We start from the raw sequence: 26,579 nt of genomic DNA, 5'->3' as shown, positions 1-26,579 counted from the left end.
TGCCGCGGTGACGGTCCCAGGATCCGTGTACAACTCGCCGGACCGGGTGGCGATGCGGACCGGATCAGCCCCAGAGCGGAACCGGCGGCACGTAGTCGCGGGCGGCGTCCGCGGCGTCCGGGGCGAGGTCCGCGAGGGTCTGCGGATCCCACCTCGGATTGCGGTCCTTGTCGACGAGCTGCGCGCGGATCCCCTCGACGAGATCCGGGTGGTGGTGCACGAACCACAGCACCCGGCGGTACTCGCCGGCCAGCGCCTCCCGCACCGAGCCCATCGCGCGGGCCTCGCGGACGGCGTCGAGCGTCACCACGAGCGCCGTGGGCGCCAGGGAGTCGAGGAGGTCGGCGATGGCAGCGGGCGTGGGCGCCGAGCCGACCCCTTCGCGCCCCACGCCCCCCTCCGGGGCGCGTGGGCCCGGCTCCGGGGCCGGCGTCGCCCGCAGCCGGGCGATGATCTCCGGCACGGTTCCGGCGGCGAACGCCTCGTCGATCCAGGCCCGCGCGGCCGCGAGCGGCGAGGGGTCCGGCGTCTCGTCGAACAGCATCACGATCTCGCTCGGCCCAGTGGGATCCGCCCGATGCGCGAGGGCGTCGCGGAGCGCGTCGAGGCGCTCTGACGGCACGAAGAAGTCGGCGAACCCGGCGTAGAGCGCGTCGGAGCCGTCCATCGTGCCGGCGGTCAGCGCCAGGTACTCGCCGAGGCGGCCGGGCGCGTGGGCGAGCAGCCAGGTGCCGCCGACGTCGGGCGTGAATCCGATGCGCACCTCGGGCATCGCGAGCTGCGAGCGCTCCGTGACGACGCGGATCGCGGCGTGACCGGCGACGCCGATGCCGCCGCCCATGGTGATGCCGTCGGCGATCGCGACGATCGGCTTGGGGTACTCCGCGATGGCCGCGTTCATCGCGTACTCCTCGCGGAAGAACTCCACGGTGTCTTCGCTGTGGCCGGCGAGGATCTGCTCCCGCAGCGCGCGCACGTCACCGCCGGCGCACAGGCCGCGCTCCCCCGCGCCGTCGATGAGGACGATCTCCACATCACTGTCGTCGCGCCAGGCGTCGAGGGCCGCGTGCACGGCGCGGATCATCCCGACGTTGAGCGCGTTCAGGGCGCGCGGCCGGTTCAGCGTGATCCGGCCCAGCGCCCCCTCGGTGCGCACGAGCACCTCGGGTTCGACGGCGGCGGACGGGGCGTCTTCGACAGTGCTCACGGATGCCACGTTACCCCGCGCAATCAGCCGGAATGGCCCGGATCAACCTGCGTTTTCACTCCCCATCCGGCAGGATAGAGGGGTACTGCTGTATCTATGAGAGGCCGCGGATGACCGACGGACAAGTGCTCGAGTTCTCGCATGCGACGAAGCGCTTCGGCGTACTCACCGCCGTCGACGACCTCTCCGCCCGCATCGAGCCGGGTGCGGTGACCGCGTTCCTCGGACCGAACGGCGCCGGCAAGACGACCTCGCTGCGGATGCTGCTCGGGCAGATCCGCCCCTCCTCCGGCACCGCGACCATCGGCGGCGTGCCGCACTCCGAACTGCGCCACCCGCTGCGCACCATCGGATCCGTGCTCGAGGAGGCGGTCTACCGCCCTCGGCGCACCGCGCCCCGCCAGCTGACCATCGCCGCGAAGGCGAACGGCATCCCGCTCTCCCGCGTGGACGAGGTGCTCGCCCTCGTCGGGCTCCAGAACGAGACCGAGACCCGCATCGGCGCCTACTCCCTCGGCATGCGGCAGCGCCTGAGCGTGGCCGGCGCCCTCCTCGGCGACCCGGGCGCGCTCGTGCTCGACGAGCCGGCGAACGGCCTCGACCCCGAGGGCATCCGCTGGATGCGCCTGCTCATGCGCCGTCTGGCCGACGAGGGCCGCACGGTGCTGGTGTCCTCGCACGTGCTGAGCGAGATCGAGCAGATCGCGGACAACGTGCTCGTGCTCTCCAAGGGCCGCCTGGTGTACGCCGACAGCATCGGCAAGCTGTCGGATCCGACCACGGGCTCCGTCATCGTCGATGCCGAGGACCGCGCCGCCCTCACGGCCGCTCTGCGCGATGCCGGACTGAGCTTCGACGTGCTGCGCTCGGGCCTCACTGTGCACAACACGGACGCGGCCGCCGTGGGTGCGATCGCCGCCACGGCCGGGCTCGCACTCACCACGCTGCAGCAGCGCGGACCGAGCCTCGAGGAGGTCTTCCTCGATCTGGTGCACGGCCGCCGCGACCCGCTCACCGGGTCGATCCCCGTGCTGACCGCGGCCGACGCGGGCGCCGCGGACGGCTCTGACGGGGGCGCTGCTTCCGAGGGCTCTGCCGACGTTTCCGACGGGGGCGCCGCTTCCGAAGGCTCGACCGTCGGCGGCGGCGCGGACGGAGCCCCTTCCGCCCAGGGCGCCGACGAGCCCGCTACCGCCGAGGGTGACGCACCCGCGGCCGGGCTGTTCGGCACTGCTACCGCCGCACCGGTGGTCGCCGCCGCGGGCGCCGGGGTCGCAGGCCTGTTCGGGTCGGCCCCGGCCGATGCCGGCACCGTCGCGATCCCGACCACGCGCCGTGAGGCGGCCGAGTTCGCCGCCGCGCAGAGCGCCCAGGACGCGGAGCGCGCCGAGGCCGAGGGAACGGGCGAAGGCGCCGCTGAGGGTGAGGACTCCGCCGGCGACGCGATCGCCGCGGAAAGCGCCGCCGGCGAGGAGGCTGCCGCGGGCGAGGGCGCGGATTCCGAAGGTGACTCGGAGGCGCCGGTGGACGAGGGGCCCGAGGGTTCCGCCACCGAGGCGTCCGAGACGCCTGCGGATGAGGTCTCCGAGGCGCCGGCGGGCGAGGCACCCGAGGGTGCCGCCGACCAGGCGGGCGAGCGATCCTCCGACGAGGCCGGGGCCTCGGACGAGATCAGCGAGCGCTCCTCCGACGAGGCCGAGAGCGCTGCCGGCGCGACGGCCGCGGGGCCCGATGTCGAAGGCGCGCAGCCCGAGTCGGACGACTCAGACGAGTCGCACGGATCCGAGAGCGACGAGACCGGTGGCGACGACACCGGCGAGATCGAGGAGGCTGACGCGGACGACCGCGGCGCCGAGCCGACGGACGAGAACAGCGCGATCGCGGCGGGGGTCGCGCTCACCGCTCCGATCGTGGCCGACTACACGCCCGGCGAGCCGCACGCCGACGCCGCCGAGGCTGAGGGTGCCGACGATCAGCAGGACGGCTCCGGCGAGGGTCCCGACGCTCCGCTCGCGCACGCCGCCGAGGGAACGGACGAGCAGGGCGTTGCGCTCGGCTCCTTCGAGACCGCCGCGCTGACCATCCCGTCCGCCGCGACCCCGGTGTCGTTCGACGAGCTCATCACGGGCGTGCCGTCCGCTGTGCAGCCGAATGGCGAGACGGAGGGCGAGGACGGCGAGAGCGACGCCGCGCCGGGCGACCAGGTGCAGGACGATGCCGCGCAGGGCGACCAGGCGCAGGGCGACGAGGCGCCGCGCGACGCCGTCGACGACGGCGGGCGGGACGACGCCCCGACCGCCGCGACCACGGTGATCACCACCCCGCCCGCCGAGGACGAGTTCGTCACGCCCGAGCCGACCACAGAGACCACCGAGATCGCGGGCATCGAGATCTTCGCAGCGCTCGAGGAGGGGCGCACCCAGGAGATCCAGGTCGTCCTCGGCGACACCCCCGCGGAGGACGATGACCTCGAGGACGACGTGACGCAGGGCGAGATCCACCACGACGAGGATCCGCGTGCCGCCGCCGTCAGTGCGTCGCTGGCCGCGGCCGCGCGGGCGTTCTTCACCGACGAGGCTCCCTCGTACACCCCCGGGCCCACCCGCGATGAGGACGCCGAGGAACAGCCGAGCGCAGAGCAGCACGGTGACGAGCAGCACGGTGACGAGCAGCACGGCGACGACGGGCACGGTGACGACGGGCACGGCGACGAGCGGCGCGACGGCGATCGTCACGACGGCGACGAGCACCATCACGGCGAGCACCACGACGGCGACCAGCACCACGAGCACCACGGGGGCTGACCCGGGACCAGCGTGCGCAGCGGCGATCGTCTGAGGACGGTCGCCGCTTCGGCGTTCTCCGGGCGGCCGGGGTCGGCACCCCGCGGACCGCGCGCACGCGGGCAGGGGCCGCACGCACGCGGGGCGCGGCGCACCGTACCCAGGCGGCCACGCACGACGAGAGCGCGCCACGCGGCGCGCCCGACGCGGGCTCAGGCCGGGCGGACCGCGGGCTTGCGCTTGCGGGCCGGAGGCGCCGGTTCGACGACGGGGATCGCGCCCGTGGCGGCGATATCGGTGACCTCGGCGAGCTCGCTCGTCGCGTCGAGGCGCAGCGCCTGCGCCAGCGCCAGACCGTGCCGGGTGGTGAGGATCAGCCGCTGGAACTCCGCACCCTCGAGATCGATCACCACACTCGGCTTGTGCCGCCGGATCAGAACGAAGTCATTGCCGTTCGCGGACTTCCAGGTGCCCGCCGCCAGAACGAGCGGCACATGGGTACCGGGGCTGCCTACGCCGCGCAACCAGGTCCAGGCGTCATCCGTGAGCTGCACCTTGACGATCGCCTCGCGGTCGATGTGCAGGTTGTCGCGGCGGAACGAGACGGCGCGCTCGAGCGGAGACAGCTCCACCTCGAGGCGGGTCCGGTCCAGCAGCAACGTCACCATTCCTCCAGTCTGCCAGCGTCGTCCCGGATTCGCCCGCGAGGCATCTCACAGGACGGCAACGATCGCCTGGTGAGGATCCGCAATGTCCAGGACCGCGTCCACAACTCAGGCCGAGTCGTATCGGTCGGCACCGACGGTGCCGGAATCTGCGTCTCCGGTACCTTCCGGCCTGAATCGTGCCCGGCGGCCCGCTGCACCAGCCCGGCAGAGGCGTCTGTCAGGCGGTCGCGCCGGCCGCGGCCTCGGCGGCCACCGGGAGCGCCGCCTCGATCGCAGCGAGCTCGGCGTCGCCGTGCGCCGCGGTGAGGAACCACGCCTCGAACACGCTGGGCGGCAGTGCCACACCCTGCTCGCGCATGGCGTGGAAGAACGGGGCGTAGCGGAACGCCTGCTGCGCCTGCGCCTCGGCGTAGTCGCGCGGCGCCGCCTCGGCGAACGCCACCCCGAACAGGTTGCCGGCGCGGGGCACCGCGTGCACGACGCCCGCCGCGGTGAGCGCGCTGTCGAGCGCCGCGGACAGGCGCGCGGCCGCGGCGTCGATCCCGGCGTACACCTCGGGCGTCGCGAGCCGCAGGGTCGCCAGGCCCGCGGCGACCGAGAGCGGGTTCCCGCTCAGGGTGCCGGCCTGGTAGACGGGCCCGGTCGGCGCGAGCTGGTCCATGACCTCGGCGCGGCCGCCCAGGGCCGCGAGCGGCATCCCGCCGCCCACGACCTTGCCGAACGTGATGATGTCGGGCAGGTACTGCTCGCCGGCCTGCTGCTGCAGACCCCAGAAGCCCGCGGAGTGCACGCGGAAACCGGTGAGCACCTCGTCCAGGATCATGAGGGCGCCGTGCGCGTGCGCGCTCTCCGCGATGAGGCGGTTGAAGCCCGGCTCCGGGGCGACCACGCCCATGTTCGCCGCGGAGGCCTCGACGATCACCGCCGCGATGCGGTCGCCGTGCTCGGCGAACACCGCCTCGAGCGCCTCCGGGGAGTTGTAGTCGATGACGAGCGTCTGCGCCGCGATCGGCGCCGGGACGCCCGCGGATCCGGGCAGGGCGAGCGTGGCGACGCCGGATCCGGCCGCGGCCAGCAGCCCATCGGAGTGGCCGTGGTAGTGCCCCGCGAACTTGACCAGGAGGTCGCGCCCGGTCACGCCGCGGGCGAGCCGGATCGCCGTCATGGTGGCCTCGGTACCGGTGGAGACGAGCCGCACGCGCTCGACGGGGCGCTGATCGCCGTGCCGCACGCGGTCGGCGATGAGCGCGGCGAGCTCGACCTCGCCCTCGGTCGGCGCTCCGAACGACAGGCCGCGGGTCGCCGCCTCCTGCACCGCGGCGACGACCTCGGGGTGAGCGTGCCCGAGCAGGGCCGGCCCCCAGGAGGCGACGAGGTCGAGGTAGCGGTTGCCCGCGGCGTCGGTGACCGCGGCGCCCTCGGCGCTCGCCAGGAACCGCGGCGTGCCGCCGACCGAGCCGTAGGCGCGCACGGGCGAGTTCACCCCGCCGGGGATCACGGCACGGGCGGCGTCGAACAGGTCGTCATTGCGGTCGGTCATGGATCCATTCTTCCTAGGGAGCCTGTGCCGCTCCTCATCGTTTCAGAGCGCGCAATCGGCTCCATCCGGGCCCCGGATCCAACCATTTGCGCGCTTCGAAAGCACGACGGCCGGCTCAGCCGCGGGCGATCCAGCGGGCGGCCTCGGTCGCCCAGTAGGTCAGCACGGCGTCGGCTCCGGCGCGGCGGATCGACAGCAGCGACTCCAGGATCGTGCGCTCCCGGTCGAGCCAGCCGTTGCGGGCGGCGGCCTCGATCATCGCGTACTCGCCGGAGACCTGGTACGCCCACACCGGCACGTGGACGGCGTCGCGCACCTCGCGCAGCACGTCCAGGAACGCCATCGCCGGCTTCACCATGACGACGTCGGCGCCCTCGGCCTCGTCCAGCAGCGCCTCGCGCACGCCCTCGCGCCGGTTGCCCGGGTCGATCTGATAGGCGCGGCGGTCGCCGGTCAGCTGGGAGTCGACGGCCTCGCGGAAGGGGCCGTAGAAGGCGCTCGCGAACTTCGCGGCGTAGCCGAGCAGCAGCACGTCCTGGAAGCCCTCGGCGTCCAGCGCGCGGCGCACCACGGAGACCTGGCCGTCCATCATGCCCGACAGGCCGAGCAGCTGGGATCCGGCACGCGCCTGGGCGAGTGCCATGGCGACGTACCGCTCCAGGGTGGCGTCGTTGTCGACCGAGCCGTCGGCGGCCAGCACGCCGCAGTGACCGTGATCGGTGAACTCGTCCAGACACAGGTCGGTCTGCACGACGAGCGCGTCGCCCACCTCTGCGGCGACCGCGGCGGTCGCGACGTTCAGGATCCCGTCGGGGTCATCCGCCCCGGATCCGATCGCGTCGTGCACGGCGGGCACGCCGAACAGCATGATCCCGGTGACGCCCGCCTCGGCCGCCTCCACGGCGGCGCGGCGCAGCGAGTCGACCGTGTGATGCTGCACGCCGGGCATGGATCCGATCGGCGTGGGCTCGGTGATCCCCTCGCGCACGAAGGCGGGGAGCACGAGGTGCCGCGGGAGCACGTCCGTCTCGCGGGCGAGCGAGCGCACCGCGGCCGACTGGCGCAGCCGGCGGGGACGGACGTCGGGGTAGCCGGCCGACGCGCCCAGCCCGGCTGCCGCCGGGCGGAGTCCGCCGGTCACGGCGCGAACTCGTCTGCCGCGTGCGGAAGGGTGAAGTGCGAGACCGCGTCGATGAGCGCGTCCACGGTCTGCGCGTCGGCGACGACCGTGATCGGCAGGCCCGCCTTCTTCGCGTCCTTCGCGGTGCGCGGACCGATCGCCGCGAGCAGCGTCGTGTCCGGGATGTCCGGGAACTGCTCGCGCACCTGCTGTGCCACGGAGCCGCTGGTGACGAGGATCGCGTTGATGCGCCCGTTCTGCACGTCGCGCATGATCCGCTCGGTGACCGGCACACCCACCGTGCGGTAGGCCACCACGCTGGACACGTGATGCCCGGCCTTCTTGAGCGACTTGGTCAGCAGGGGCTTCGCGATCTCGCTGCGCAGGGTCAGGATCCGCTTGGGCTCCGGCTCGAGGGCGATGAGCTGCCTGGCCATCCCCTCGGCGGAGTTGTCGTCCTCCGGCACCAGGTCGACGTGGTAGCCCACCGCCATCAGGGCGGCGGCCGTGGTCTCGCCGACGGCGGCGATCTTGGTGGACGCGGGGATCTCGGCGCGGTGCGCGAAGAGCACGTCCACGGTGGTGGCGCTGGTGACGGTGAGCCAGTCGAACTCGCCGGCCCCGAGCTTCACGAGCGCGTCGTCGAGCGCCGCCTGGTCATTGGTGGGCGCGAAGTTGATCAGCGGCGCGACAACGGGCACCGCTCCCTGGGCCCGCAGGCTCGCGGCGACGCCGTCGCCCCAGGGACCGCCGCGCGGTACGAGCACGCGCCAGCCGGTGAGCGGCTTGGCCTCTTGCTTCGATTCAGTCATCATCATCGGGTTCAGGGGCGCGGAAGAAGGTCCGCTGCTCCGCGTTCGAGCAGCCGACGGGCAACAGACAACCCGATCTCACGAGCTGCGGAGATCGGGTCTGCACCATCGGCAGAGTCCGCACCGTTGCCCCTGCCGTCCCGATGAATATACTCCTCGGCCAGGCCCGCCGCCTCAACGCTTCCTGGACGCAGGGCCTCGGTGACGTCGATGCCGATGCGCCAGCCGTCGTGCGGTGCGTACACGACGGCGCGCACCCGCAGGTCGCCGCCGGACAGCTCGGCATGCGCGGCCATCGGCGCCTGGCACCCCGAGTCCAGTCCCTCCAGCACGGCCCGCTCCGCGGTCACCGCGATGCGCGTCGCCTCGTCGTCGAGCGCGGCCAGCGCCGCCCTCAGTTCGGCCGGCGCATCGGCCGTGGTCTCCACGGCCAGCGCGCCCTGCCCCGGCGCGGTGGGCCACTCGGCGAGGCCGAGAGGCTCTGCCCTGAGGTCGCCGAGCACACCGCTCTCCTCATGGGCGTCGCCCAGCCGGTACAGGCCGGCGGCGGCGAGGATCACCGCGTCGAGCTCGCCCTTCGCCACCCGCTGCACGCGGGAGTCGACGTTGCCGCGCAGGTCCACGGTGTGCAGGTGCGGGTTGCGCACGTGCACCTGGGCGATGCGGCGCGGCGAGCCGGTGCCGATCGCGGATCCGCTCTTCAGCTCGTGCAGCGGCGTCCCGTCGCGAGTGATCGCGACGTCCCGAGCGTCGGCGCGGGCAGGGGTGGCCGCGATGACGAGCCCCTCGGGCACGGCGGTGGGGAGGTCCTTCAGGGAGTGCACCAGGAAATCGCACTCGCCGCGCAGCAGCGCCTCGCGGAGCGCGGTGGCGAACACCCCGCGGCCCCCGATCTCGCTGAGCGATGCGCGGTTCGTGTCGCCCTCGCTCGTGATGGGGACGAGTTCGACGCGGCGGCCGGAGACCTCCTCCAGGGCCCGGGCCACCTGCCCGGACTGCGCCTGGGCGAGCGCGCTGCGGCGGGTGCCGAGACGGATCGTGCCGGCGGCAGAGGTCACTGCAGCACCTCGGCGACCTCATCGAGGCGCAGCCGGCGGCCGGTGTAGAACGGCACCTCCTCCTTCACGTACCGACGTGCATCGGTGTAGCGGAGGTCGCGCATGAGGTCGACCAGCTCGGTGGGGTCGTCGGCCTCGAGCGGCAGCAGCCATTCGTAGTCGCCCAGCGCGAACGCGGCGACGGTGTTGGCGATGACCCCGCGGAACGCGGCGCCCTTGCGTCCGTGCTCCGCCAGCATGCGGCGGCGCTCGTCCTCCTCGATGAGGTACCACTCCGGGGTGCGCACGAACGGGTACAGGCACAGCCAGCCCTTGGGTTCGACGCCGCGGAGGAATCCGGGCACGTGCGCGCGGTTGAACTCGGCGTCGCGGTGCACGCCCATCACGTTCCAGGTGGGCAGGAGGGTGCGCAGCAGCTCGGTGCGGCGCAGACGCCGCAGCGCCTTCTGCAGCTCCTCCGGGCTCGGGCCGTGCAGCCAGACCATGAGGTCGGCGTCGGCCTTCAGGCCGGACACGTCGTAGAAGCCGCGGACGCTGATGCCGCCGTCCTCGATGTGGCGGACGATGTCCTCCAGCTCGGTGGAGTCGGTCTCGAGAACGGGTGCGGCGGGGTCGCGACGCCAGACAGCCCACAGGGTGTAGCCCTGCGGCGAGGCGTCGGAGTCGGCGGCGAGCACGGGTGTTTCTGCAGCTTCAGCCATGGCTACCAGTCTGCCCCCTCCGCCTATGCGGCAGGAGCGGATGACGGATCCGGGCGGGATCCGCGCGCGACGATCCCGGATCCGCGCGCGACGATCAGCACTCCGCGCGACGATCAGCACACGGTGCGACGATCGGCACAGGATCGCGCAGGACCCCTGTGCACAGCGTCACGGGATGTGCAGATCGTCGCGCGGAGAGCGGGGCGGACCCGCTATCGGGTCAGCGCGCGGAGCGCAGCCTGGACCGCCGTCGGGTCAGCGCGCGATGCTGCGGGCGATCGCCCAGACGAGTCCGCCGACCACCGCGGCGACGCCGACGGCCGCCGCGACGGCTCCGACCGGGTTGCGCTGCGCGAACGTGCGCGCCCTGCCACCGGCCTTCTGCAGCTGACGCGGCACGTTGGTCTTGTCCTCGATGGCGAGCAGGGCCGCCTTCAGCTCGGCGCGCGCCGAGGCGACGGGGTCGACGATGCCTGCGGGCACCGCGGTGCGCGGGATGTTCACGGGATCAACGGCCATCGCCGGCCTCCTTCACGATGCGAACGTCGGTGGCCACGGCCTGCGCGGGGTTCTCCCGGCGCAGCACCTTGCGGAACTTCAGGATCCCGAGCAATGCGAACACGAGCACCGCGAGCAGCAGGATCCCGAACGTGATGATCGCGGAGAGCCAGACCGGGAACCAGGACGAGAGCCCGGCGATCGCGAACACCAGCACGACCGGCACGGCCCAGAACAGGAAGAACAGCGCCACGAGGAACCAGACGCTGCCGATCCCGGCGTCCTTCGAGGTGCGCGCGACCCAGGTCTTCGCCGCGTCGATCTCCGCCTTGACGAGGTTGGTGACGAGTTCGGGCAGATCGCCGAGCAGAGTCAGCAGGCTGTCGTCGGCCCGGTCCCGGTAGTCCTTGACCATGTCAGGCCCCTGCGGCGGGCTTCTTCGGCGCGCTCTTGCGAGCGGTCGAACGCGGCTTCCCCTCGGCCGCGGCCACCGTCGCCTCCGCGGCGGCGACGGTCTCCTCCGCGGCCTGCTTGACCTCGGCTGCCACCGTCTTGCCGCTGGCGATCGTCGAGTCCACGCGCTGGCCGGGCGTGCCGTCGGAGGTCGCGGCCTTGACGATCTTGACCGCGCCGGTCCACAGCGCCTGCGGCACGGCCGCGGCCTGCGACTTCGCGAAGTCCTGCACCTTGTGCACCTGCGCCTGCACCGGGTCGAGGTGCCACACCTTGAGCCACTGCTTCTTGATCTGCTCGTACCGCTCCCGCCCTGCACGGGTGCCCAGCACATAGCCGACGCCGAGTCCGACGACGAGTCCGATCTTCCCCTTCATGGGGTCCCCTCACGTTGTGGTCGGTCTTTCCGGACCTCCAGCGTAACCCTGTATGCCGTTCTCGGCATCTATCCCGCGATTTCCGGCGCCGCCCGCTCCAGATCCGCGTCTCACCGTCCCGGATCCGGGCTTCCGGTCGCGAAATCTGCGCTTCCCGGCACCGGTTGGAGCCGAAATCGCGACCTGAACACGTGCTGGGGTGGGCTCAGCCCCAGAGCAGCGCGTGCCGGATCCGCTCCGCCTCGGTGCGCGCGTGCGGGACGACCTGCGCGAGCCCGGTGCCGCTCAGCCACGCCCCGGTCGCGGCGATGCCGGGCACCGCGGCGATGGCCGCAGCCGCAGCCGCCCTCCGCTCGGCGGCCCCGAGCACCGCGGAGGGCTGCGCCTGGACGAAGCGGGAGCGGTGGCTGCCGCGCAACTGCTCCGGGCGCAGCGCGACGCCGAGCAGCGCGGACGCCTCGGCCAGCGCGAGCGCCGCCGCGGCCTCGTCGTCGAGCCCAGCGGTCGCCGGCTCCTCACCCTGGGATCCGAACGACACCCGCACGACGTGCCGGGATCCGGCCCGTTCCCGCAGCCACGCCCACTTCGCGGTGCTGTGCGTGAGGGCCTTGGCGGTGTGGGTCCCGGGAACGGTCAGCACACCGGATCCGCGGGGGGCGGCGTCGAGCTCCGGGGCGTCGAGCACGAGGGTGACGATCTCGATGCGCGGAGAGGATCCGGCCGCCACGGAGGCGAGCTCCGGCACGTGCGGCGCGAGCAGGCGACGGGCTGTGGCCTCGTCGGCGGCGACGATCACGGCATCGAAGCGTGCGGGCTCCTCGGATCCGGCGTTCGAGCGCGCGTCGTCCCGGTCATCGTCGTTCTCGATCGGCGTCGCCGACGGGTCGAGGTGCACGCACCATCCCTCGCCGTCGCGGTCGAGGCGCTCGACCGGGGCGGCCGTGCGCAGCTCGGATCCGAGCAGCTCGATGCGCGCGATGAGCGCGTCCACGAGCCCCGCCATGCCGCCGTCGATCCCCTGCACCGCCGCCCCCGGGGCGCGCCCTGATCCGCCGGTGAGCTCGGCGACGGCACCGGAGAGCGAGCCGGCACGGGTCAGCGCTGCATTCAGCGCTGGCGCGGCGACGTCGACGTCGATGTCGTCGGGGTGCGCCGAGTAGACGCCGGTGCTGACGGGCGCCACGAGGCGGTCGAGCACGCGGGCGCCCATGCGCTTGCGCACGAGCCGGCCGAGGCTGTGGTCGTGTCCGATCGTGAGCGGCGGCCGCAGCCGGTCGACCCATGCGCGCCAGGTGCCGCGCCAGCCGATGACCCGGCGCACGTCCTCCGCGAAGGGGTTGGCGGGGATGCCGAGCAGCCCGCCCTTGGGCAGCGGCGCCGCGCCGCCAGGGATGCCCGCGACCCACGCGCCGCCGGGCTCGGGCGACACCACGCGGCCGCCGAGGCCGAGGTCCTCGATGAGCGCGCGCACGTGGCCGCCGCGCACCGCGAAGCTCTCCGCCCCGGCGTCGAACACGAGCCCGTCGGCTTCGCCCGCCTGCACGGCGCCACCGGCGCGGCCCTGCGCCTCGAACACGGTCGCATGCGCGCCGATCGCCGCGATGGACTCGGCCGCGACGAGGCCGGCGATGCCCCCGCCGATCACGGCGACCCGCAGCCGTGCGGCGCGCTCGGCCAGCTCGGGGGCGGGCGCACCGGCCCGGGAGGGCATGTCCCCGTCGGGCTCGGCGGGCGCGCCGCCCAGGGAGGGCTCGCCGGACACCGCCATCGAGTCGCCGGGCACCGCGCGCGCGTCGCCGGGCACCTCACGCGGGTCGGTCATCACAGCGCCCCGACGGGCTCGGCGCGCACGGCGTGAACGAGCTCCACGATGCGGGTGAGCACGGCGGGATCCGTCTCCGGCGGCACGCCGTGCCCGAGGTTCAGGATGTGCGCGCGCGCCGCCGTGCCGCGTTGCAGCACGTCGCGCACGTGCGCCTCCAGCACGGCCCACGGCGCCGTCAGCAGCGCCGGGTCGATGTTGCCCTGCACGGTGACGTCGCGGCCGAGCAGCGCCGCAGCCTCGTCCAGCGGCAGGCGCCAGTCGACACCGACCGCGTCGGCGCGCCCGCCCAGGCGCATGTCGGCGAGGAAAGGCCCTGTGCCGACGCCGAAGTGGATCACCGGAGCGCCGATGCCCTCCACCGCGGCCGCCGAGTGCGGCGCGACGAAGGTGCGGTAGTCGGCGGGGCTGAGAGATCCCGCCCACGAGTCGAACAGCTGCACGGCGCTCGCCCCGGCCGCACGCTGCGCCGCGAGGAAGGTCTGCGACACCCGGGCGAGCCAGCCCGCGAGCCGGTTCCACGACTCCGGATCCGTGTGCATCATCGCCCGCGCGCGGAGGTGCTCCTTCGACGGGCCTCCCTCGACGAGGTACGCCGCGAGGGTGAACGGCGCGCCGGCGAAGCCGATCAGCGGCGTGCGGTCGCCGAGTTCGGCGACGACGAGCCGCACGGCCTCCTCGATCTGCGTCGTGTCGAGCGATGCGGGATCGATCGCCGTGATCCGGGCGACGTCGGCCGCCGTGCGCACCGGGTCGGCGAACACCGGGCCGCGACCGGGCTCGATCTCGACCTCGACGCCGGCGAGGCGCAGCGGCACCACGATGTCGCTGAAGAAGATGCCGGCGTCGACGCCGTGCCGGCGCACCGGCTGCAGCGTGATCTCCGCCGCCAGGTCGGGGGTGAGGCACGCGTCCAACATGCGGGTGCCCACGCGCAGGTCGCGGTACTCGGGCAGCGAGCGCCCTGCCTGCCGCATGAACCACACCGGGGTCGTCTCCGGGCGGGTTCCGGCAAGGGCGCGCAGCAGCGGGGCGTCGTCGAGGGGCATGGATCCATTCTCCCCGACGCCTGCTTAGCGGCGGATGGACGCGGATCCGGTCCTGCCTTCGAGGCGCTGCTGGTCGGAAAACGGGGGCGGGGTCGCGTGTCGCGCATGCCGACGTCGCCCGCGTCGGGCGACACGCCGTGACCCCCCGCCGTTTTCCGACGACGCTCCCTCCGTGCCTGTCGTCCCGGGACCGCTTCCAGGATCCGCAAAGCCCACGGCGCGTAAACTCACAGGGTGCTGCTCTGCGTCACGGCCAATCACAAGACGGCCCCCTTCGACCTCCTCGAACGACTCAGTCGCACCCCGGATGACCTGGCCGGATCCCTCGCCGAGGGGTCCAAGGGCGCCGTCGTGCTCGCGACCTGCAACCGCTTCGAGGCCTATGTCGACGTCGAGGGCACGGCGGACGAGCACGACGTGGCCCGGATCCTGAGCACCGTCTCGGACCGCAGCGGGATCCCCGCCGACACCCTCACCGCGTCGTCGTCGGTGCACTCCGGCCCGCGCGTCGTGGAGCACCTGTTCGCCGTGGCGTCGGGCCTGGAGTCGGTCGTCTCAGGCGAGGGCGAGATCGCCGGTCAGGTGCGCCGGGCGCTCACCTCCGCCCGCAAGCACGGCACGACCTCCCCCGAACTGGAGCGGCTGTTCCAGCGCGCCAGCGAGGCGCAGCGCAAGGTCAAGAACGACACGGCCCTCGGCCGCGCCGGGCGCTCGCTCGTCCGCCTCGCTCTCGAGCTCGCCGACAGCCGCATCGCCGACTGGAGCGCCGCCCGCGTTCTGCTCGTCGGCACCGGCGCCTACGCCGCGGTGACCCTGGCGACGCTGCGCGAGCGCGGTGCGACCGACATCAGCGTGCACTCCCCCTCGGGGCGCGGCGCTGCCTTCGCCGCCAAGCACGGGATCCGCGCGCTGCCGAAGGCCGAGTACGCCCGCGCCGCGGCGCACGCCACGATCGTCATCACGTGCACCAGCGCCGAGCATCCGGTGCTCGACGCCGCGATCCTGCGCGCGGGTCGCGGCCCCGCCCTCGCAGCACTGCCCCCCGAGGCCACCGCTGCCGAGTGCCCGGTTCCCGGTCATGGCTCTGCCGGATCCGCGCCGTCGCAGCTCATCGTGGACCTCGGCATGCCGCGCAATGTCTCCCCCGACGTCGCCGAGGTGGAGGGCGTGGCCCTGCTCGACCTCGAGACCATCCGTCTGCACGCGCCGCTCGAGGAGCTCCAGGCCACCGACGCCGCACGGTCGATCGTGCGCGCCGCGGCCGCGACGTTCCACGAGGTGGGCGCCCGCGAGAGCGTCACCCCGGCCGTCGTCGCCCTCCGCGGCCACATCTTCGACCTGCTGGAGGCGGAGATCGAGCGCGCGCGGCGCCGCGGCGACGAGGACGGCCGCGTGGAGCAGGCGATGCGCCACCTCGCGGGCGTGCTGCTGCACACGCCCACGAGCCGCGCGCACGAGCTCGCCGCCCAGGGACGCGGAGCCGAGTTCATCGCGGCCGTCGAGACGCTGTACGGGCTGACCGCTGAGCCTGCGGCACAGCGCGACTCCGCGCAGGACGACGCCGCCACGGCCTGATCAGGCCCTCGGCGCTGGGCCAGCGCCGGTGGCCGCAGCGGGGAGATGGATCTCGCTGCTCCCGGACGGCTCGGAGCGACGTTTTTCCTCTTCAGCGCCCTGCCCGCGGATCGGGGAGATGGATCCCGTCGCTCCGGAGCCACTTGGAGCGACGTTTTCCCTCTGGCCGACGGCCGCGCAACGCGCAACCAGGCCTATGGCGCACCGGGCGCGCCGCCCCCGGCCCGCACCGCACCCCGCCCGGTTAGCCTGGGACGGTGAGCGACGTGACAGACGAGGGACCGTTCTTCCACGGCACCAAGGCGGATCTGCAGCCGGGCGATCTCCTCACGGCGGGGTTCCGCTCGAACTACCGCCCCGAGATCGTGATGAACCACATCTACTTCACCGCCCTGCGCGACGGCGCCGGCCTCGCCGCCGAGCTCGCCGCGGGCGACGGCGAGCCGCGGGTGTATCTCGTCGAGCCGACCGGTCCGTTCGAGGACGACCCCAACGTCACCGACAAGAAGTTCCCCGGCAATCCGACCCGCTCCTACCGCAGCACCGAGCCGTTGCGGGTGGTGGCCGAGGTACACGACTGGCCCCGCCTGAGCCCCGAGGCGCTGCAGGCCTGGCGCGACCGGCTCGCCGCCGTCCTCGCCGACGAGCGCGGCGAGATCATCAACTGACTGTCAGCCCTCGGATCCGCTGGCGAAGAGCGCCGTGAGGCCGGAGAGCAGCTGCGTCCATCCGGGTTCGAGCCCCGCGACCGCTGCCGCAGCACCCGGACGGATGCCGTCGACGTCGATCCGCAGCGCGACCGTCGTCACAGCGTCGTCGCCGTCCAGCTCGACCGTGTGTACGGCGTCGAACAGCGCCTTCCCTGTCTCCTCGAGCGGCGCGAGCGCGAACACCAGGCGCCGGCCCGGCTCGACCTCGAGCACGCGCCCCTGAGAGCGGTAGGTCGCCCCGCCGGGCTCGCCGAGGGCGAACCGGATGGGCGCACCGGACTCCGGCGCGATCGCGAGCTCCCGCACCTCGAAGTGCGACGGCGCCCACCACCGCGCGGCCTGGTGCTGATCCGTCCAGGCCTGCCACACGGCGTCGATGGATGCGGGGACCTCCGCGCGGAGGGTCAGCGTGCGAGCGCGATCGGGATCCGCGTCCTCACGGGCGATGGCCTGCTCGTAGGCGGCCAGTGCGTCGTCGTCGGAGTGCGCCCGGGCCCACGTGCCCAGGTGCGCGGACAGCGCCGCGAACGCCGCGCGGTCCAGCCGGGCGACACGGCGCCGCCCCAGCTTGTGCACCGTGATCAGGCCGGCCGCCTCGAGCGCCTGCAGGTGCTTGGTCGTCTGCGGCTGCAGCGCGCCGATCGCCTCCGCGACCCCGCCGACGGTGCTCGCGTCCTGCGCGAGCACTTCGAGGATGCGGTAGCGGGTCGGTTCCCCCATCGCCGCGAAGGCGCGCTGCGGGTCGGGGGATCCGGCCCGGCGGCTCGCAGCGGGCGCCGGATCCGCCCCGGCCGCGGGCCTGCCCTCGCGCTCCACCCCGGCAGCGGACGCCGGATCCGACCCGGCGACGGACCCGGCCGCAGGCTCCAGCCCAGCGGCGGGCCCGGCCGCAGGCTCCGGCGGCCCCGCGGCTTCGGACGACGATCGGGCCACGGTCACTCCGCAGCGACGAGGGCGGCGAGGTTCTCGAGCTCGTTCGCCCGGCCGGCGAGCAGGCGCTGCGTCCACACCTCGTCGTGCAGCGGCTCGACGTGCATGACGATGCGGGTGCCGCCGTCGTCGGTCGGATGCAGCTCGATCTCGGTGAGCTGCTCGTACTCGTCGTGGCCCGGCACGAAGTCGATGATCGAGACGTAGCCGAGCCGGTCCGGCTCCTCGATCTCGGTGAAGCGCTTGCGCGACGGCGTGGACAGCGGCATCCCGTTCTGCTCCATGAAAGCCACCTGCTCCGGCGCGACGGCCGTCATGGTGTACTCGAGCGCGCCCCCGGGACGCAGGTCGAGAGTGGTCACGTCGGTGCGGAAGCCGTCCGGCGCCCACCAGCGCGAGATGCCCTCGGGAGTGGTCCAGAGCTCCCAGACGCGCTCGGGAGTGGCGGAGACGGTGCGTTCGATGATCTCGTTCATGGGTCCATGATGCATTCGTCTAGACGAATATGTCAAGCACTTCTTCTTCGCGGATCCTGCCGCGATGGGAGACTGGATCCATGGCCCTTCACATCACCGGAGACACCGCCGCCGACGCCCTGCTCACCGAGAACCCGCTCGCCCTGCTCGTGGGGATGCTGCTGGACCAGCAGGTCGCCATGGAGACCGCGTTCGCCGGCCCGCTCAAGATCGAGCAGCGCACCGGCGCGACCGACGCGGCGACGATCGCGTCCTACGACCCGGACGAGTTCCTCGCGGCGTTCAAGCAGTCGCCGTCGGTGCACCGCTTCCCCGGTTCGATGGCGGCGCGCGTGCAGACGCTGTGCCAGACGCTCGTGGACGACTGGGGCGGCGATGCCGCGAACCTGTGGACCCGTCCTTCGACAGGCTCGGAGACCGGGCCGGACGGACCCGAGGTCCTGCGCCGACTGAAGACGCTCCCGGGCTTCGGCGAGCAGAAGGCGAAGATCTTCCTCGCCCTGCTGGGCAAGCAGTACGGCTTCACCGGAGAGGGCTGGCGGGAGGCCTCGGCACCCTATGGTGAAGCCGGATCCTTCCGCTCGGTCGCCGACATCGTCTCGCCGGAGTCGCTCGCGAAGGTCCGCGAGCACAAGCGCGCGATGAAGGCCGCCGCCAAGGGCTGATCGGGTCACCGGATCCGACAGCTCGCGATTCAGGCGGGATTCCGCGGAAGCGCCTCGAATCGCGCTGCCGAGGCGCTTCTCATCATCCACCTGAATACGATCACGGCAGTTCAGGCCCGGACTTCCCCGATCGCGGCGTCCAGCTGCTCGAATTCGGTGAGGGACAGTGCGGATCCGGCGTTCCACGCCCGCTCCGCCATCGCCCGCAGCGGCGCTCGGATGCCCGTGGCGACCTCGGCGGGGGTCTGCGCCTCGGGGCGGTCGGACCAGACCGCGAACGAGACGCCCAGCAGCCAGTCCGGGTACGGCCGCGGGAACTGCTGCGGCACCGTGCTCTGGCCCGCGGGGCCCCAGAGCGCGGGGAACATCCCCGGATGCCAGTCCGCCTCCCAGATCCGCGCGGCGGTCGGGTATCGGTAGCCGGCGTTCTCGCCGAGGACGTAGTAGAACAGGGCGTCGTTGACGTTGACGATCCGGTGCCCCGCGGCGAGCGCATCGGCGACCGGGCGCATGTGCGCGTGCCAGTTCGTCCACCACGTCAGCACGATCTCCGGATCCAGGAGCTCGACCTCGCTGCGCAGCAGGCCGTCGTTCCAGGCGCGCGCCTCGAGGCCGCGGTCGCGCAGATGGGCCGCGACGCGGTTCGCGAAGGCGGTGAGAAGGTCGAAGCCGGTCCCCGCGGGCCCGTACCGCTCCCGCGCGGCGGCCGCGAGCCCGGGGAACTCCCGCATGCGGTCGAAGTCGACGAACTCGTCTCCGCCGAGGTTCCAGCGGGCGCTGCGCGGGAACACGGCGCTCAGATCGTCGATGAGCGCGAGCGCGAAGCGGATCGGTTCTTCGCGGGTGATGTCGAGCGCGTGGTCGGTGGGGAGGCCGGGCACCTCCGGCAGGCACTGCTCGGGGTGCGCGGTCAGCACGTGCCGCAGATGCCCGGGCATGTCCAGGGACGGGACGAGATCGATGTGCAGATCGTGCGCGGCGGCCACGATCTCTGCCGCCTCGGTGCGCCCGATGTGCTCGGCGGAGACGATCTCGGGGAAGGCTTCGGACTCGAGCCGGAACCCCTCGTTCTCGGAGAAGTGCCACTGGAAGACGTTGACGCCGACATCGGCCGCCGCGTGCAGCTGCTGCAGGATCCAGTCCGCCGGGTAGTGCTTGCGGCCCGTGTCGAGATGCAGGCCGCGCTTGGCGACGGCGGGCGTGGACCGCACGTGCCCGCGCGGCACGGCGCCCTGCGCGCGCAGGTTGTGCAGCAGCTGCCGGGTCGCCCGGAACACGCCCGCTGGGGACGCGGCCGTGATCGTGACGTCGTCGGCGATGTGGATCCGGAACGACTCGTCGGGATGGGGGCCCTTCGTCTCGCTGCGCAGTTCCCGAGCGTCCTTCGTCTCGCTGCGCTCGCTCAGGGACCGAGGGGCACTCAGGAACCGGGGAGCGCCCAGCGGCGTGAGCTTCAGACGCAGAGCGGGATCCGCGGCGGCGTGCGCCGGCCCGATGCCCAGGTCCGCCAGTTCGACCTCGATCCGGGCCGCCTCTCGACGCAGCGCCGTGGTGCCCGCCACGACCCGCACCCGCTGCGGTGCCCAGCTCCCGCCGGACGAGCGGAACGACGTGGGCTGCGGGATCGCCCGCCAGCCCCCGTCGTTCCGCTCCGGATGGGTCACGAGCAGGCGGGGACCGTGTACGGCAGCTCGATCGTGCTAGTGCGCCCGTCCGCCGCGGTCACCCGCAGCGTCGCCGTGCCGTCCAGCGCTGTGCCCGCGGCCGGCTGCTGCACGACCGTGCGGCTCGCCCCGGGTTCGACCGCCGCGAAACCGCGGGATCCGGCCTGCGACTGCGCCTCGATCCCGAGCGGGAAAGACTCGTCGTTGCGCGCGGTCAGCGTGAGCTTGATCCGACCGCCGGCGCAGGTGGCGGCGGCCGCGCCCTTCACGTCGAACCAGGGGGCGCGGTAGGCGGTGTCGTGCCCCGTCAGCGGGCGGGTGATGCCGGAGAGGAACGCGGAGTGGTCACCGGCGGTGAGGTTGTACGTCACGAAGACCCCGAAGCCCTCGTCCACCGTGCGCTGCGCGTACTCCGCCGCGAGATCCTGCTGCGACGGCTGAGTGAGATCGATCGCGGCGGCGCCGGCACGGTCGGGAGCGATGCCGGGGATCTGCGGCGGCTCCCAGGCGCCGTAGTACGGGTTCCACGCGTAGTCCAGCAGCGATCCCGCCTGCACACCGTCGTACACGGTGCGCTCGGCCGACGGGCCGATGTTGTAGAGCGTGAGGAGCTTGTCGGGGCCGAGCTTAGCGCGCAGCGCCGTGACCAGCTGCACGAACGAGGCATCATTGGGCTGGCCCGTGCCGTTCTTGCCGTACTCGGCCCACTCGTCATCGAAGTCGACGCCGTCCAGGCCGTACTGCTGCACGACCTGCGCGACCTGGTCCGCGAATGCGCTCGCCGCCGCCTGCGACGGGAAGTTCGCGAATCCGGCCCCTTCGTGGTTGCCCAGGATCGACAGCAGCACCTTGGTGCCGCGCTGCTGCAGCGGGCGGATCTGGTGCTCCGCGTCCTGCAGGGTCTGCGTGACGCGGTCGTTGAGGAACAGGTATGCCTCGCCCTTCGCCTGGTCGTAGTTGATGTTCGCGGCGAAGATCATCGCCATGTCGAACGCGGGCCGCTGGGAGCCTTCGAGCGTGTAGTCGGCGACGTTCGCCATGTCGTTGCTGTTCACCTCGACGTACACGACCCGCTTCGGATCCGTGTCGGCGGGGGCGGGCGGAATCGGCTTGCCGGACTGCGCGCTCGATGCGGCGGCGGGCACGGCGGCCAGCACTGCTGCGGCGAGGATCGCGCCGACGGCGGTGCCGGCGGCAGCGCGCCGGAGGGATCGGGGAATGCTCATGGTCTTTCTCCGTCTCTGCTTCGTTGCATGGGGTGGGAGGATCCAGGCCGGCACGGATCAGCGCGCTGGACCCGGATCCTCCCGGGCGTCGAACTCGAGGTCGCCGAGGTCGAACAGCTCGATCTGCCGCAGCACCACCGGCCGGGTCGCGCGCACGCGCAGCATCCCGGCGGTCACGGGGGCGGCGAACGTGAAGGGCACCGTGCGGTCGGCGGGAAGGTCCTCGCGATGCGTGGTCGCGACCGGGACCCAGGTCTCGCCGTCGGCGCTGCACTCCCACACCAGCGCCTCGGCGGCCGTCGCCGCGACGGCGGTCAAGGTGGCGTCGGTGACCGTGGTCGGCGCGGCGAAGCGCCAGCCGGCGACCTCGCCCGCCGCGAGCGGGACTGCGGCATCGGCGTCGTCGGCGAAGAGGGCCGCGACATCGCCGGATCCGAACGGCGCGCCCGGTGATCCGGCGCGCTCGGCGCCCGGGACCTCGACGGGCCCGGTGAGGTCGGCGCGCCAGCCGCGAGCGCCGGAAAGGGTCGCCGCGGTGGAAAGGGCGGGCGCCCACAGCGGCGACGCCGCGGCACGCGCCGGGTCGGCGGTCAGCACGAGGTCGAGCACCGCGTCGGCGCCCCGATCCAGCACCCGGACATCGAGCAGCGGCTGCGCCAGCGGGGCGCCATCGAGGCGCGCATCGACGAGCAGCGCGGCCTCCGGGGTCTCCCTCCGGGTGCGGATCCGCAGCGTCCGCCCGTCGGCGCGGCGCACCGCGACGTCGTCGAGCAGCGGCGCCCCGATGCGCAGCACACCCGCGCCGAGTTCGAGGGGGTACAGGCCGAGCGCGGCCCACAGCCACCACGCGCTCATCTCGCCGTTGTCCTCGTCGCCGGGGAATCCCTGCGCGATCATCGCGCCCGTGAAGAGCCGGCGCGCGAGCGCGTGCACGGTCGCGCCGGCGCGCCACGGCTCGTCGCCGAACACGTGCATCCACGGGATGTGATGCGCCGGCTGGTTGGAGATCGCGCACATCCCCGACCGCAGCGCCCTGGCCTCGCGCTGCTCGTGGATCACGGTGCCGTACGCGCCGCCGAACGCCGGTTCCGCGGTCTCGGGTTCGGCGAACAGCTGGTTCAGGTGCGCGCGCAGGCCGGCCGGGCCACCGTGCAGCGCGGCGAGTCCGGCGCCGTCGTGCACCGCGCTGACCGACATCCCCCATGCGTTGGTCTCGACGTAGTCGCCGCCCCACACCCGCGGGTCGAACGACGCGGTGGAGAAGGATCCGGTCGCGTCGCGCCCACGGAAGAACCCCGATTCGGGGTCGAAGAGGGCGCGGTACGAGAGAGCGCGGTTGCGGAACGCGCGGGAGAAGGCGCGCCAGCGTGCGCGCGCCGAGGCGTCGGCAGCGGGATCCGCGGCGAGCTCATCGGCCAGCTGCGCGATGCCAGCGTCGCTGATCGCGTTCTCGATGCTCCAGCTCATCCCCTCCTGCACGGACGAAGGGATCCAGCCCAGGAAGCGTCCTGCACCGATCCCCTTTCGCCCCTGCCGCGGATCCGCGGACGGCTCGGAGGCGTTGCGCCAGGCGCTCTCGAACGCGTCGGCCGCGGCGAACGGCACGCCGCGGACGGCGGCGTCGGCGAAGATCTGGTCGCTGGAGGTGCCGACCATGCAGTCGACGTACCCGGGCGCGCTCCAGCGCGCCATCCAGCCGCCGTCCCGCCACTGCCGCAGCAGGCCGTCGAGCATCGCGCCGGTGGCGGCCGGATCCAGCATGCCCAGCATCGGCCAGGCCGTGCGGTACGTGTCCCAGTATCCGTTCGTGACGAAGGCCTCACCGTCGCGCACGACCGCTCCGGTCTCGTCCTCGCCGTGCGGTGCTGCCGGCGCGGTCGCGTCGGCGTAGCGCGGCAGGGGGCGCTCGGCGGTGCCGGTGTTCTCGTCCACCCGGCACGGATACAGGTGCAGCCGGTACAGGGCCGAAGCGATCCGCGCCGCATCCTCCTCGTGCGCGAGGGCACGGCCCGGATGCGCATCGGCGGGCAGCGGCGGGATCTGCACCGCACCGAGCAGCTCGTCCCAGCGCGCCTGCAGAGCATCGCGGAGCCGGTCGAACGACACCTCTGCCGGCAGTTCGAGCGCGAGCGTGCGCTCGGCCTGCACGACCGAGAGGTATGAGAGGGCGATGCGAACCTCGACCGTGCCCCGGCCGGCGACGTAGCCCGCGACCCGCTCGTGGCCTGCGTCGGCGAGTGCGCCGTGCGGGACGGATCCGTCCGCACCGGGCTCCGCCACGATCCGTCCGGCGAAGTAGGTGCGCGGCGGGTTCCCCCAGGCCGGATCACCCTCGGGCACCCAGCCCGTGAAGGCGCCACCGTCGGCGGAGAAGGTCAGCCGGCCCTCAGGGCCGACCTGGTCGAGCACGAACCCTACGGCCGCGCCGGGCTCCGCGGCCGTCACCCGGAACGCGCCGCCGTGATCGGTCGCGGTGACCTCCACGGTCAGACCGCCGGTGAGCTCGACGGCGTACAGGTACGGGCGCGCCCGCTCGGTGCCCGGCAGGATCCCTCGCCGCCGAGCCGCGCGATCGGAGTGCGGCTCGCCGATGAACGGCATCAGCTGCAGCACGCCGTGGTCGCCGATCCAGGGGCTCGGCTGGTGCGAGAACTGCACGGCCTCGAGGCGGCGGAGCCCCTCTCCGACTGAGGGGCTGCCGACCGAGGGGGCGCCGACCGAGGGGATGCCATCCGAGGCGACGTCGTCGTGCAGGAACGGCCGGTATGGCCAGCGCACATCGCCCGCGTCGGTGGCAGGGGTGAGGAAGCAGAAGCCGTGCGGGGCCGCCGTGATCGGGATGGTGTTGCCACGGGAGAACTGCGGTCCCGCGTGACTGCCGCGGCGGGTGTCCACGCGGTCGGACGGCGCCGATGCCGCCCCCTCATGCACGGCGTCGTACTCGAGCCGCACCTGGAGGTACCCGGCCGCGGGTGCGCCGGTCCGCGCCGCCTCGGCGCCCAGCACGACCTCGATCTGCGCGGTGCTGCCGGCCCACGCGCCGAGTGCGACGGAGTTCGCGTTCCACTGCTCCGGCATCGACCACGCGGCACGGAACTGGGCGTCGGGACCGAGCGCGAAGCCGTATCGGTCGCGCATGCTCGCGTCCTCGCCGATCCGGGTACCGTCGGACAGCAGCACATCCACCGTCACCGCGAGCGACGCGTGCGGGGCCGCCGTCGCTCCCGGGCCGTCGGCGTAGAACGCCCAGTGCAGCACCGTGCCGCACCCGAGCAGGTGCTCGCCGGGCAGCGCCATCCGCTGCACGCCATCCGCGGGATCGAACCGGTACGAATGGACGATCGTGTCGCCCCAGACCCCGGCGCGCGGACGGGAGGAGGGCGGCGCCTCGGGCCCGTCGGCGACGCTGAGCGGCGTCATCCCTTGACCCCGCCCTCCTGCACTCCTCGGAAGAAGTGCTTCTGCATGACCGAGAACAGCAGCAGGATCGGCACGAGCGCGATCATCGTGCCTGCCGCGATGAGCCGGGGATCCACGGAGAAGTTGCCGTTCAGGTAGGCCATGCCGACGGTCAGCGTGTACTTCTGCGGGTCGCTCAGCACGAGCAGCGGCCAGAGGTAGTCGTCCCATGCGCCGATGAACGTGAAGATCGCCACCACGCTCGCCATGCCGCGGACGTTCGGCCACACGATGTGTCGGATCCGCTGCCAGGTGGTCGCGCCGTCCACCGTCGCCGCGTCGATGACGTCGCCCGGGATCATCCGGCACGCCGTCGCGATGAGCAGCACGTTCATGGCGCCGACCGCGCCCGGCAGGAAGACGCCCCAGAGCGTGTCCGCGAGGCCGAGCGAGGTGATCGTGGTCAGGTTGCTCGTGACCGTCACCTCACCCGGGAAGAGCATCGTGGACAGCAGTATCGCCATCACGATCCGCTTGCCGCGGAACTTCATGAGAGCGAGCGCGTAGCCGGCGCACAGCGAGAACAGCACGTTCGTGACGACCTGGCCGGTGGCGATGAGCAGCGAGTTCCACGCGTACGCGTAGACCGGGACGATGTCGGTGACCTTGCGGTAGTTGTCCACGGTCGGCTGCGCCGGGATGAGGTTCGGCGGGAACGTGTAGATGTCCTCGGTCAGCCCCTTGAACGACGTGGACAGCTGCCACACGAAGGGCCCGATCACGATGAGCAGCATCACGACGAGCAGCACGTAGCGGAGGATCAGCCCGCCCAGGGTCGGCTTGGTGAAATCTCCGGAGCCGCGGCGCCGGAACGGCCGGTCCTTGCGTGCGACCTCGACGACGGTCTGCTCTCGCAGGTTCGGTGCGGTCGTGGTCATACCAGCGCCCCCTTGGCCTTCTTCTCCCGGTTCATCCAGGCGATCGCGATGAGCGGCAGGAGCGTGAGGAAGAACAGCGCGACGCTGATCGCGGCTGCGTAGCCGAGGTTGCCGTTCAGCCCGGATCCGACCTGGCGGATCAGCATCACGATCGACATGTCGTAGCCGCCGGGCCCGCCGCGCCCCTTGGAGAGCACGTCGAGCTCGGTGAACACGCGCATCGCCGAGACCGCGATGAGCACCGAGATGAGCAGCATGGCCCCGCGGACGCTCGGGATCGTCACGCTGACGAAACGGCGGAGGGCGCCGGCGCCATCGAGCATCGCCGCCTCGTGCAGGTCCTTGCCGACGTTGCCGAGCGCCGCGAGGTAGACGACCATGTAGTACCCGAGGCCCTTCCACACGGTCAGCAGGATCGCGCAGGCCAGCAGCCACCACCGGTCGACGAGAAAGGCGATCGGCTTGTCCGCGATCCCCATGAACTGCAGGGCCTGGTTGATGATGCCCTTGCTGTCGAAGAGCCAGCTCCACATCAGGGCGACGACGACGGCGGAGGCGATGACCGGGAAGTAGTAGGTGGTGCGGAAGAACGAGATCCCCGGGATGTTCTTCTCCACCAGCAGGGCGAGAAGCAGCGGCAGGATCGTGAGCAGCGGCACGCACGCCACCACGAAGACGGCGCACGTGATCAGCGCGTAGCTGAACCGCTCGTCCGTGAACAGCCGCTCGTAGTTGGCGAGGCCCACAGGCTCCGCCGGGCGCAGCGGTCGCGCGTTCGTGAAGCTGAGGATGACGGTGTTGATGAACGGCCACACCGAGAACGCCAGCACCCAGAGAAGGGCGGGTCCCACGAGCAGCCACGGCGTGAACCACCGATGGGATCTCACGAGTGCCTCCGGGTGCTGGCG

Annotated in this window: 23 protein-coding genes; 4 read left to right on the top strand and 19 right to left on the bottom strand. The window is 72.9% G+C overall.

Annotated features, from left to right (window positions below):
* Window positions 1-64: 64 nt before the first annotated feature.
* Window positions 65-1,207 carry an enoyl-CoA hydratase/isomerase family protein gene (locus AERO9AM_RS01670; RefSeq protein WP_159574598.1) on the bottom strand — a complete coding sequence of 381 codons (1,143 nt, stop codon included), beginning with the start codon at window positions 1,205-1,207 and terminating at the stop codon, window positions 65-67.
* Window positions 1,208-1,317: 110 nt separating this feature from the next.
* Between AERO9AM_RS01670 and AERO9AM_RS01665 the strand changes: the two genes are divergently transcribed.
* Window positions 1,318-4,011: an ATP-binding cassette domain-containing protein gene (locus tag AERO9AM_RS01665; RefSeq protein WP_201298553.1), complete on the top strand. Its 2,694-nt coding sequence runs from the start codon at window positions 1,318-1,320 to the stop codon at window positions 4,009-4,011.
* 191 nt (window positions 4,012-4,202) lie between these two features.
* On the opposite strand, the gene AERO9AM_RS01660 is transcribed toward AERO9AM_RS01665, so the two are convergent.
* The 11 genes from AERO9AM_RS01660 to hemE all read right to left on the bottom strand — a co-directional run bounded on the left by AERO9AM_RS01660 (window position 4,203) and on the right by hemE (window position 14,088).
* The gene (locus AERO9AM_RS01660) at window positions 4,203-4,658 is read right to left on the bottom strand and encodes a hypothetical protein (RefSeq protein WP_159574597.1); all 456 of its coding nucleotides are present in this window, start codon (window positions 4,656-4,658) and stop codon (window positions 4,203-4,205) included.
* A gap of 217 nt (window positions 4,659-4,875) precedes the next feature.
* The gene (gene hemL, locus AERO9AM_RS01655; RefSeq protein WP_159574596.1) at window positions 4,876-6,198 is read right to left on the bottom strand and encodes a glutamate-1-semialdehyde 2,1-aminomutase; all 1,323 of its coding nucleotides are present in this window, start codon (window positions 6,196-6,198) and stop codon (window positions 4,876-4,878) included.
* Between the two features lie 115 nt (window positions 6,199-6,313).
* A complete protein-coding gene (gene hemB / locus AERO9AM_RS01650) occupies window positions 6,314-7,306 on the bottom strand; it encodes a porphobilinogen synthase (RefSeq protein ID WP_159577306.1) in 993 nt (330 codons plus the stop codon).
* A gap of 29 nt (window positions 7,307-7,335) precedes the next feature.
* On the bottom strand, window positions 7,336-8,130 hold the full coding sequence (locus AERO9AM_RS01645) for a uroporphyrinogen-III synthase (RefSeq protein ID WP_442923245.1): 795 nt from the start codon (window positions 8,128-8,130) through the stop codon (window positions 7,336-7,338).
* Window positions 8,131-8,141: 11 nt separating this feature from the next.
* Window positions 8,142-9,188 (bottom strand): hydroxymethylbilane synthase, encoded by a 1,047-nt coding sequence (gene hemC, locus AERO9AM_RS01640; RefSeq protein ID WP_201298552.1) that lies wholly within the window; start codon window positions 9,186-9,188, stop codon window positions 8,142-8,144.
* Complete coding sequence (hemQ, locus tag AERO9AM_RS01635) at window positions 9,185-9,889, bottom strand: hydrogen peroxide-dependent heme synthase (RefSeq protein WP_201298551.1); 705 nt, start codon at window positions 9,887-9,889, stop codon at window positions 9,185-9,187. Before hemQ ends, hemC begins: the two co-directional genes overlap by 4 nt.
* Before the next feature lie 255 nt (window positions 9,890-10,144).
* Window positions 10,145-10,408, bottom strand: coding sequence for a hypothetical protein (locus AERO9AM_RS01630; protein WP_159574594.1), 264 nt, complete (start codon window positions 10,406-10,408; stop codon window positions 10,145-10,147).
* Window positions 10,398-10,802: a phage holin family protein gene (locus tag AERO9AM_RS01625; protein WP_159574593.1), complete on the bottom strand. Its 405-nt coding sequence runs from the start codon at window positions 10,800-10,802 to the stop codon at window positions 10,398-10,400. The genes AERO9AM_RS01630 and AERO9AM_RS01625 overlap by 11 nt, the downstream gene beginning before the upstream one ends.
* Window position 10,803: 1 nt before the next feature.
* Window positions 10,804-11,217: a hypothetical protein gene (locus AERO9AM_RS01620; protein WP_159574592.1), complete on the bottom strand. Its 414-nt coding sequence runs from the start codon at window positions 11,215-11,217 to the stop codon at window positions 10,804-10,806.
* Between the two features lie 205 nt (window positions 11,218-11,422).
* Complete coding sequence (locus AERO9AM_RS01615; protein ID WP_236602445.1) at window positions 11,423-13,039, bottom strand: protoporphyrinogen/coproporphyrinogen oxidase; 1,617 nt, start codon at window positions 13,037-13,039, stop codon at window positions 11,423-11,425.
* Window positions 13,039-14,088, bottom strand: a complete 1,050-nt coding sequence (gene hemE / locus AERO9AM_RS01610) for a uroporphyrinogen decarboxylase (protein ID WP_159574591.1) — start codon at window positions 14,086-14,088, stop codon at window positions 13,039-13,041. Before hemE ends, AERO9AM_RS01615 begins: the two co-directional genes overlap by 1 nt.
* Before the next feature lie 234 nt (window positions 14,089-14,322).
* Here hemE and AERO9AM_RS01605 point away from each other — a divergent pair, with 234 nt between their 5' ends.
* Window positions 14,323-15,663 (top strand): glutamyl-tRNA reductase, encoded by a 1,341-nt coding sequence (locus AERO9AM_RS01605; protein WP_159574590.1) that lies wholly within the window; start codon window positions 14,323-14,325, stop codon window positions 15,661-15,663.
* Window positions 15,664-15,920: 257 nt separating this feature from the next.
* A complete protein-coding gene (gene arr, locus AERO9AM_RS01600; protein WP_159574589.1) occupies window positions 15,921-16,331 on the top strand; it encodes an NAD(+)--rifampin ADP-ribosyltransferase in 411 nt (136 codons plus the stop codon).
* Window positions 16,332-16,334: 3 nt separating this feature from the next.
* Here the strand turns inward: arr and AERO9AM_RS01595 are convergent, their stop codons facing one another.
* Complete coding sequence (locus AERO9AM_RS01595; protein ID WP_236602444.1) at window positions 16,335-17,306, bottom strand: metalloregulator ArsR/SmtB family transcription factor; 972 nt, start codon at window positions 17,304-17,306, stop codon at window positions 16,335-16,337.
* A gap of 2 nt (window positions 17,307-17,308) precedes the next feature.
* Window positions 17,309-17,779 (bottom strand): SRPBCC family protein, encoded by a 471-nt coding sequence (locus AERO9AM_RS01590; RefSeq protein ID WP_159574588.1) that lies wholly within the window; start codon window positions 17,777-17,779, stop codon window positions 17,309-17,311.
* Between the two features lie 80 nt (window positions 17,780-17,859).
* On the opposite strand from AERO9AM_RS01590, the gene AERO9AM_RS01585 reads away from it, so the two are divergent.
* Window positions 17,860-18,444 carry an HhH-GPD-type base excision DNA repair protein gene (locus AERO9AM_RS01585; RefSeq protein WP_159574587.1) on the top strand — a complete coding sequence of 195 codons (585 nt, stop codon included), beginning with the start codon at window positions 17,860-17,862 and terminating at the stop codon, window positions 18,442-18,444.
* Between the two features lie 110 nt (window positions 18,445-18,554).
* On the opposite strand, the gene AERO9AM_RS01580 is transcribed toward AERO9AM_RS01585, so the two are convergent.
* The 5 genes from AERO9AM_RS01580 to AERO9AM_RS01560 are packed head-to-tail and all read right to left on the bottom strand — an operon-like array spanning window position 18,555 to window position 26,558.
* Window positions 18,555-20,108 (bottom strand): family 20 glycosylhydrolase, encoded by a 1,554-nt coding sequence (locus tag AERO9AM_RS01580; RefSeq protein ID WP_159574586.1) that lies wholly within the window; start codon window positions 20,106-20,108, stop codon window positions 18,555-18,557.
* Complete coding sequence (locus AERO9AM_RS01575; protein WP_159574585.1) at window positions 20,105-21,334, bottom strand: endo-beta-N-acetylglucosaminidase H; 1,230 nt, start codon at window positions 21,332-21,334, stop codon at window positions 20,105-20,107. The genes AERO9AM_RS01580 and AERO9AM_RS01575 overlap by 4 nt, the downstream gene beginning before the upstream one ends.
* Window positions 21,335-21,391: 57 nt before the next feature.
* Complete coding sequence (locus AERO9AM_RS01570) at window positions 21,392-24,754, bottom strand: glycoside hydrolase domain-containing protein (RefSeq protein WP_159574584.1); 3,363 nt, start codon at window positions 24,752-24,754, stop codon at window positions 21,392-21,394.
* On the bottom strand, window positions 24,751-25,671 hold the full coding sequence (locus AERO9AM_RS01565; RefSeq protein WP_159574583.1) for a carbohydrate ABC transporter permease: 921 nt from the start codon (window positions 25,669-25,671) through the stop codon (window positions 24,751-24,753). The genes AERO9AM_RS01570 and AERO9AM_RS01565 overlap by 4 nt, the downstream gene beginning before the upstream one ends.
* Window positions 25,668-26,558: a carbohydrate ABC transporter permease gene (locus AERO9AM_RS01560; RefSeq protein ID WP_159574582.1), complete on the bottom strand. Its 891-nt coding sequence runs from the start codon at window positions 26,556-26,558 to the stop codon at window positions 25,668-25,670. The genes AERO9AM_RS01565 and AERO9AM_RS01560 overlap by 4 nt, the downstream gene beginning before the upstream one ends.
* Between the last annotated feature and the right edge of the window lie 21 nt (window positions 26,559-26,579).

Origin of the sequence: Microbacterium sp. 8M, assembly GCF_902506375.1 — a bacterium.
Lineage (GTDB): Bacteria > Actinomycetota > Actinomycetes > Actinomycetales > Microbacteriaceae > Microbacterium.
Note: the sequence above shows the minus strand (reverse complement) of the source record. Positions and strands in the feature narration are given on the sequence as shown.

Coding starts and splice junctions, on each gene's coding strand:
- AERO9AM_RS01570 (WP_159574584.1), bottom strand. CDS start 24,754: ATGACGCCGCTCAGCGTCGCCGACGGGCCCGAGGCGCCGCCCTCCTCC.
- AERO9AM_RS01585 (WP_159574587.1), top strand. CDS start 17,860: ATGGCCCTTCACATCACCGGAGACACCGCCGCCGACGCCCTGCTCACC.
- AERO9AM_RS01590 (WP_159574588.1), bottom strand. CDS start 17,779: ATGAACGAGATCATCGAACGCACCGTCTCCGCCACTCCCGAGCGCGTC.
- AERO9AM_RS01615 (WP_236602445.1), bottom strand. CDS start 13,039: ATGACCGACCCGCGTGAGGTGCCCGGCGACGCGCGCGCGGTGCCCGGC.
- AERO9AM_RS01625 (WP_159574593.1), bottom strand. CDS start 10,802: ATGGTCAAGGACTACCGGGACCGGGCCGACGACAGCCTGCTGACTCTG.
- AERO9AM_RS01665 (WP_201298553.1), top strand. CDS start 1,318: ATGACCGACGGACAAGTGCTCGAGTTCTCGCATGCGACGAAGCGCTTC.
- hemL (WP_159574596.1), bottom strand. CDS start 6,198: ATGACCGACCGCAATGACGACCTGTTCGACGCCGCCCGTGCCGTGATC.
- hemE (WP_159574591.1), bottom strand. CDS start 14,088: ATGCCCCTCGACGACGCCCCGCTGCTGCGCGCCCTTGCCGGAACCCGC.
- hemQ (WP_201298551.1), bottom strand. CDS start 9,889: ATGGCTGAAGCTGCAGAAACACCCGTGCTCGCCGCCGACTCCGACGCC.
- AERO9AM_RS01575 (WP_159574585.1), bottom strand. CDS start 21,334: ATGAGCATTCCCCGATCCCTCCGGCGCGCTGCCGCCGGCACCGCCGTC.
- AERO9AM_RS01630 (WP_159574594.1), bottom strand. CDS start 10,408: ATGGCCGTTGATCCCGTGAACATCCCGCGCACCGCGGTGCCCGCAGGC.
- AERO9AM_RS01660 (WP_159574597.1), bottom strand. CDS start 4,658: ATGGTGACGTTGCTGCTGGACCGGACCCGCCTCGAGGTGGAGCTGTCT.
- AERO9AM_RS01645 (WP_442923245.1), bottom strand. CDS start 8,130: ATGACTGAATCGAAGCAAGAGGCCAAGCCGCTCACCGGCTGGCGCGTG.
- AERO9AM_RS01620 (WP_159574592.1), bottom strand. CDS start 11,217: ATGAAGGGGAAGATCGGACTCGTCGTCGGACTCGGCGTCGGCTATGTG.
- AERO9AM_RS01565 (WP_159574583.1), bottom strand. CDS start 25,671: ATGACCACGACCGCACCGAACCTGCGAGAGCAGACCGTCGTCGAGGTC.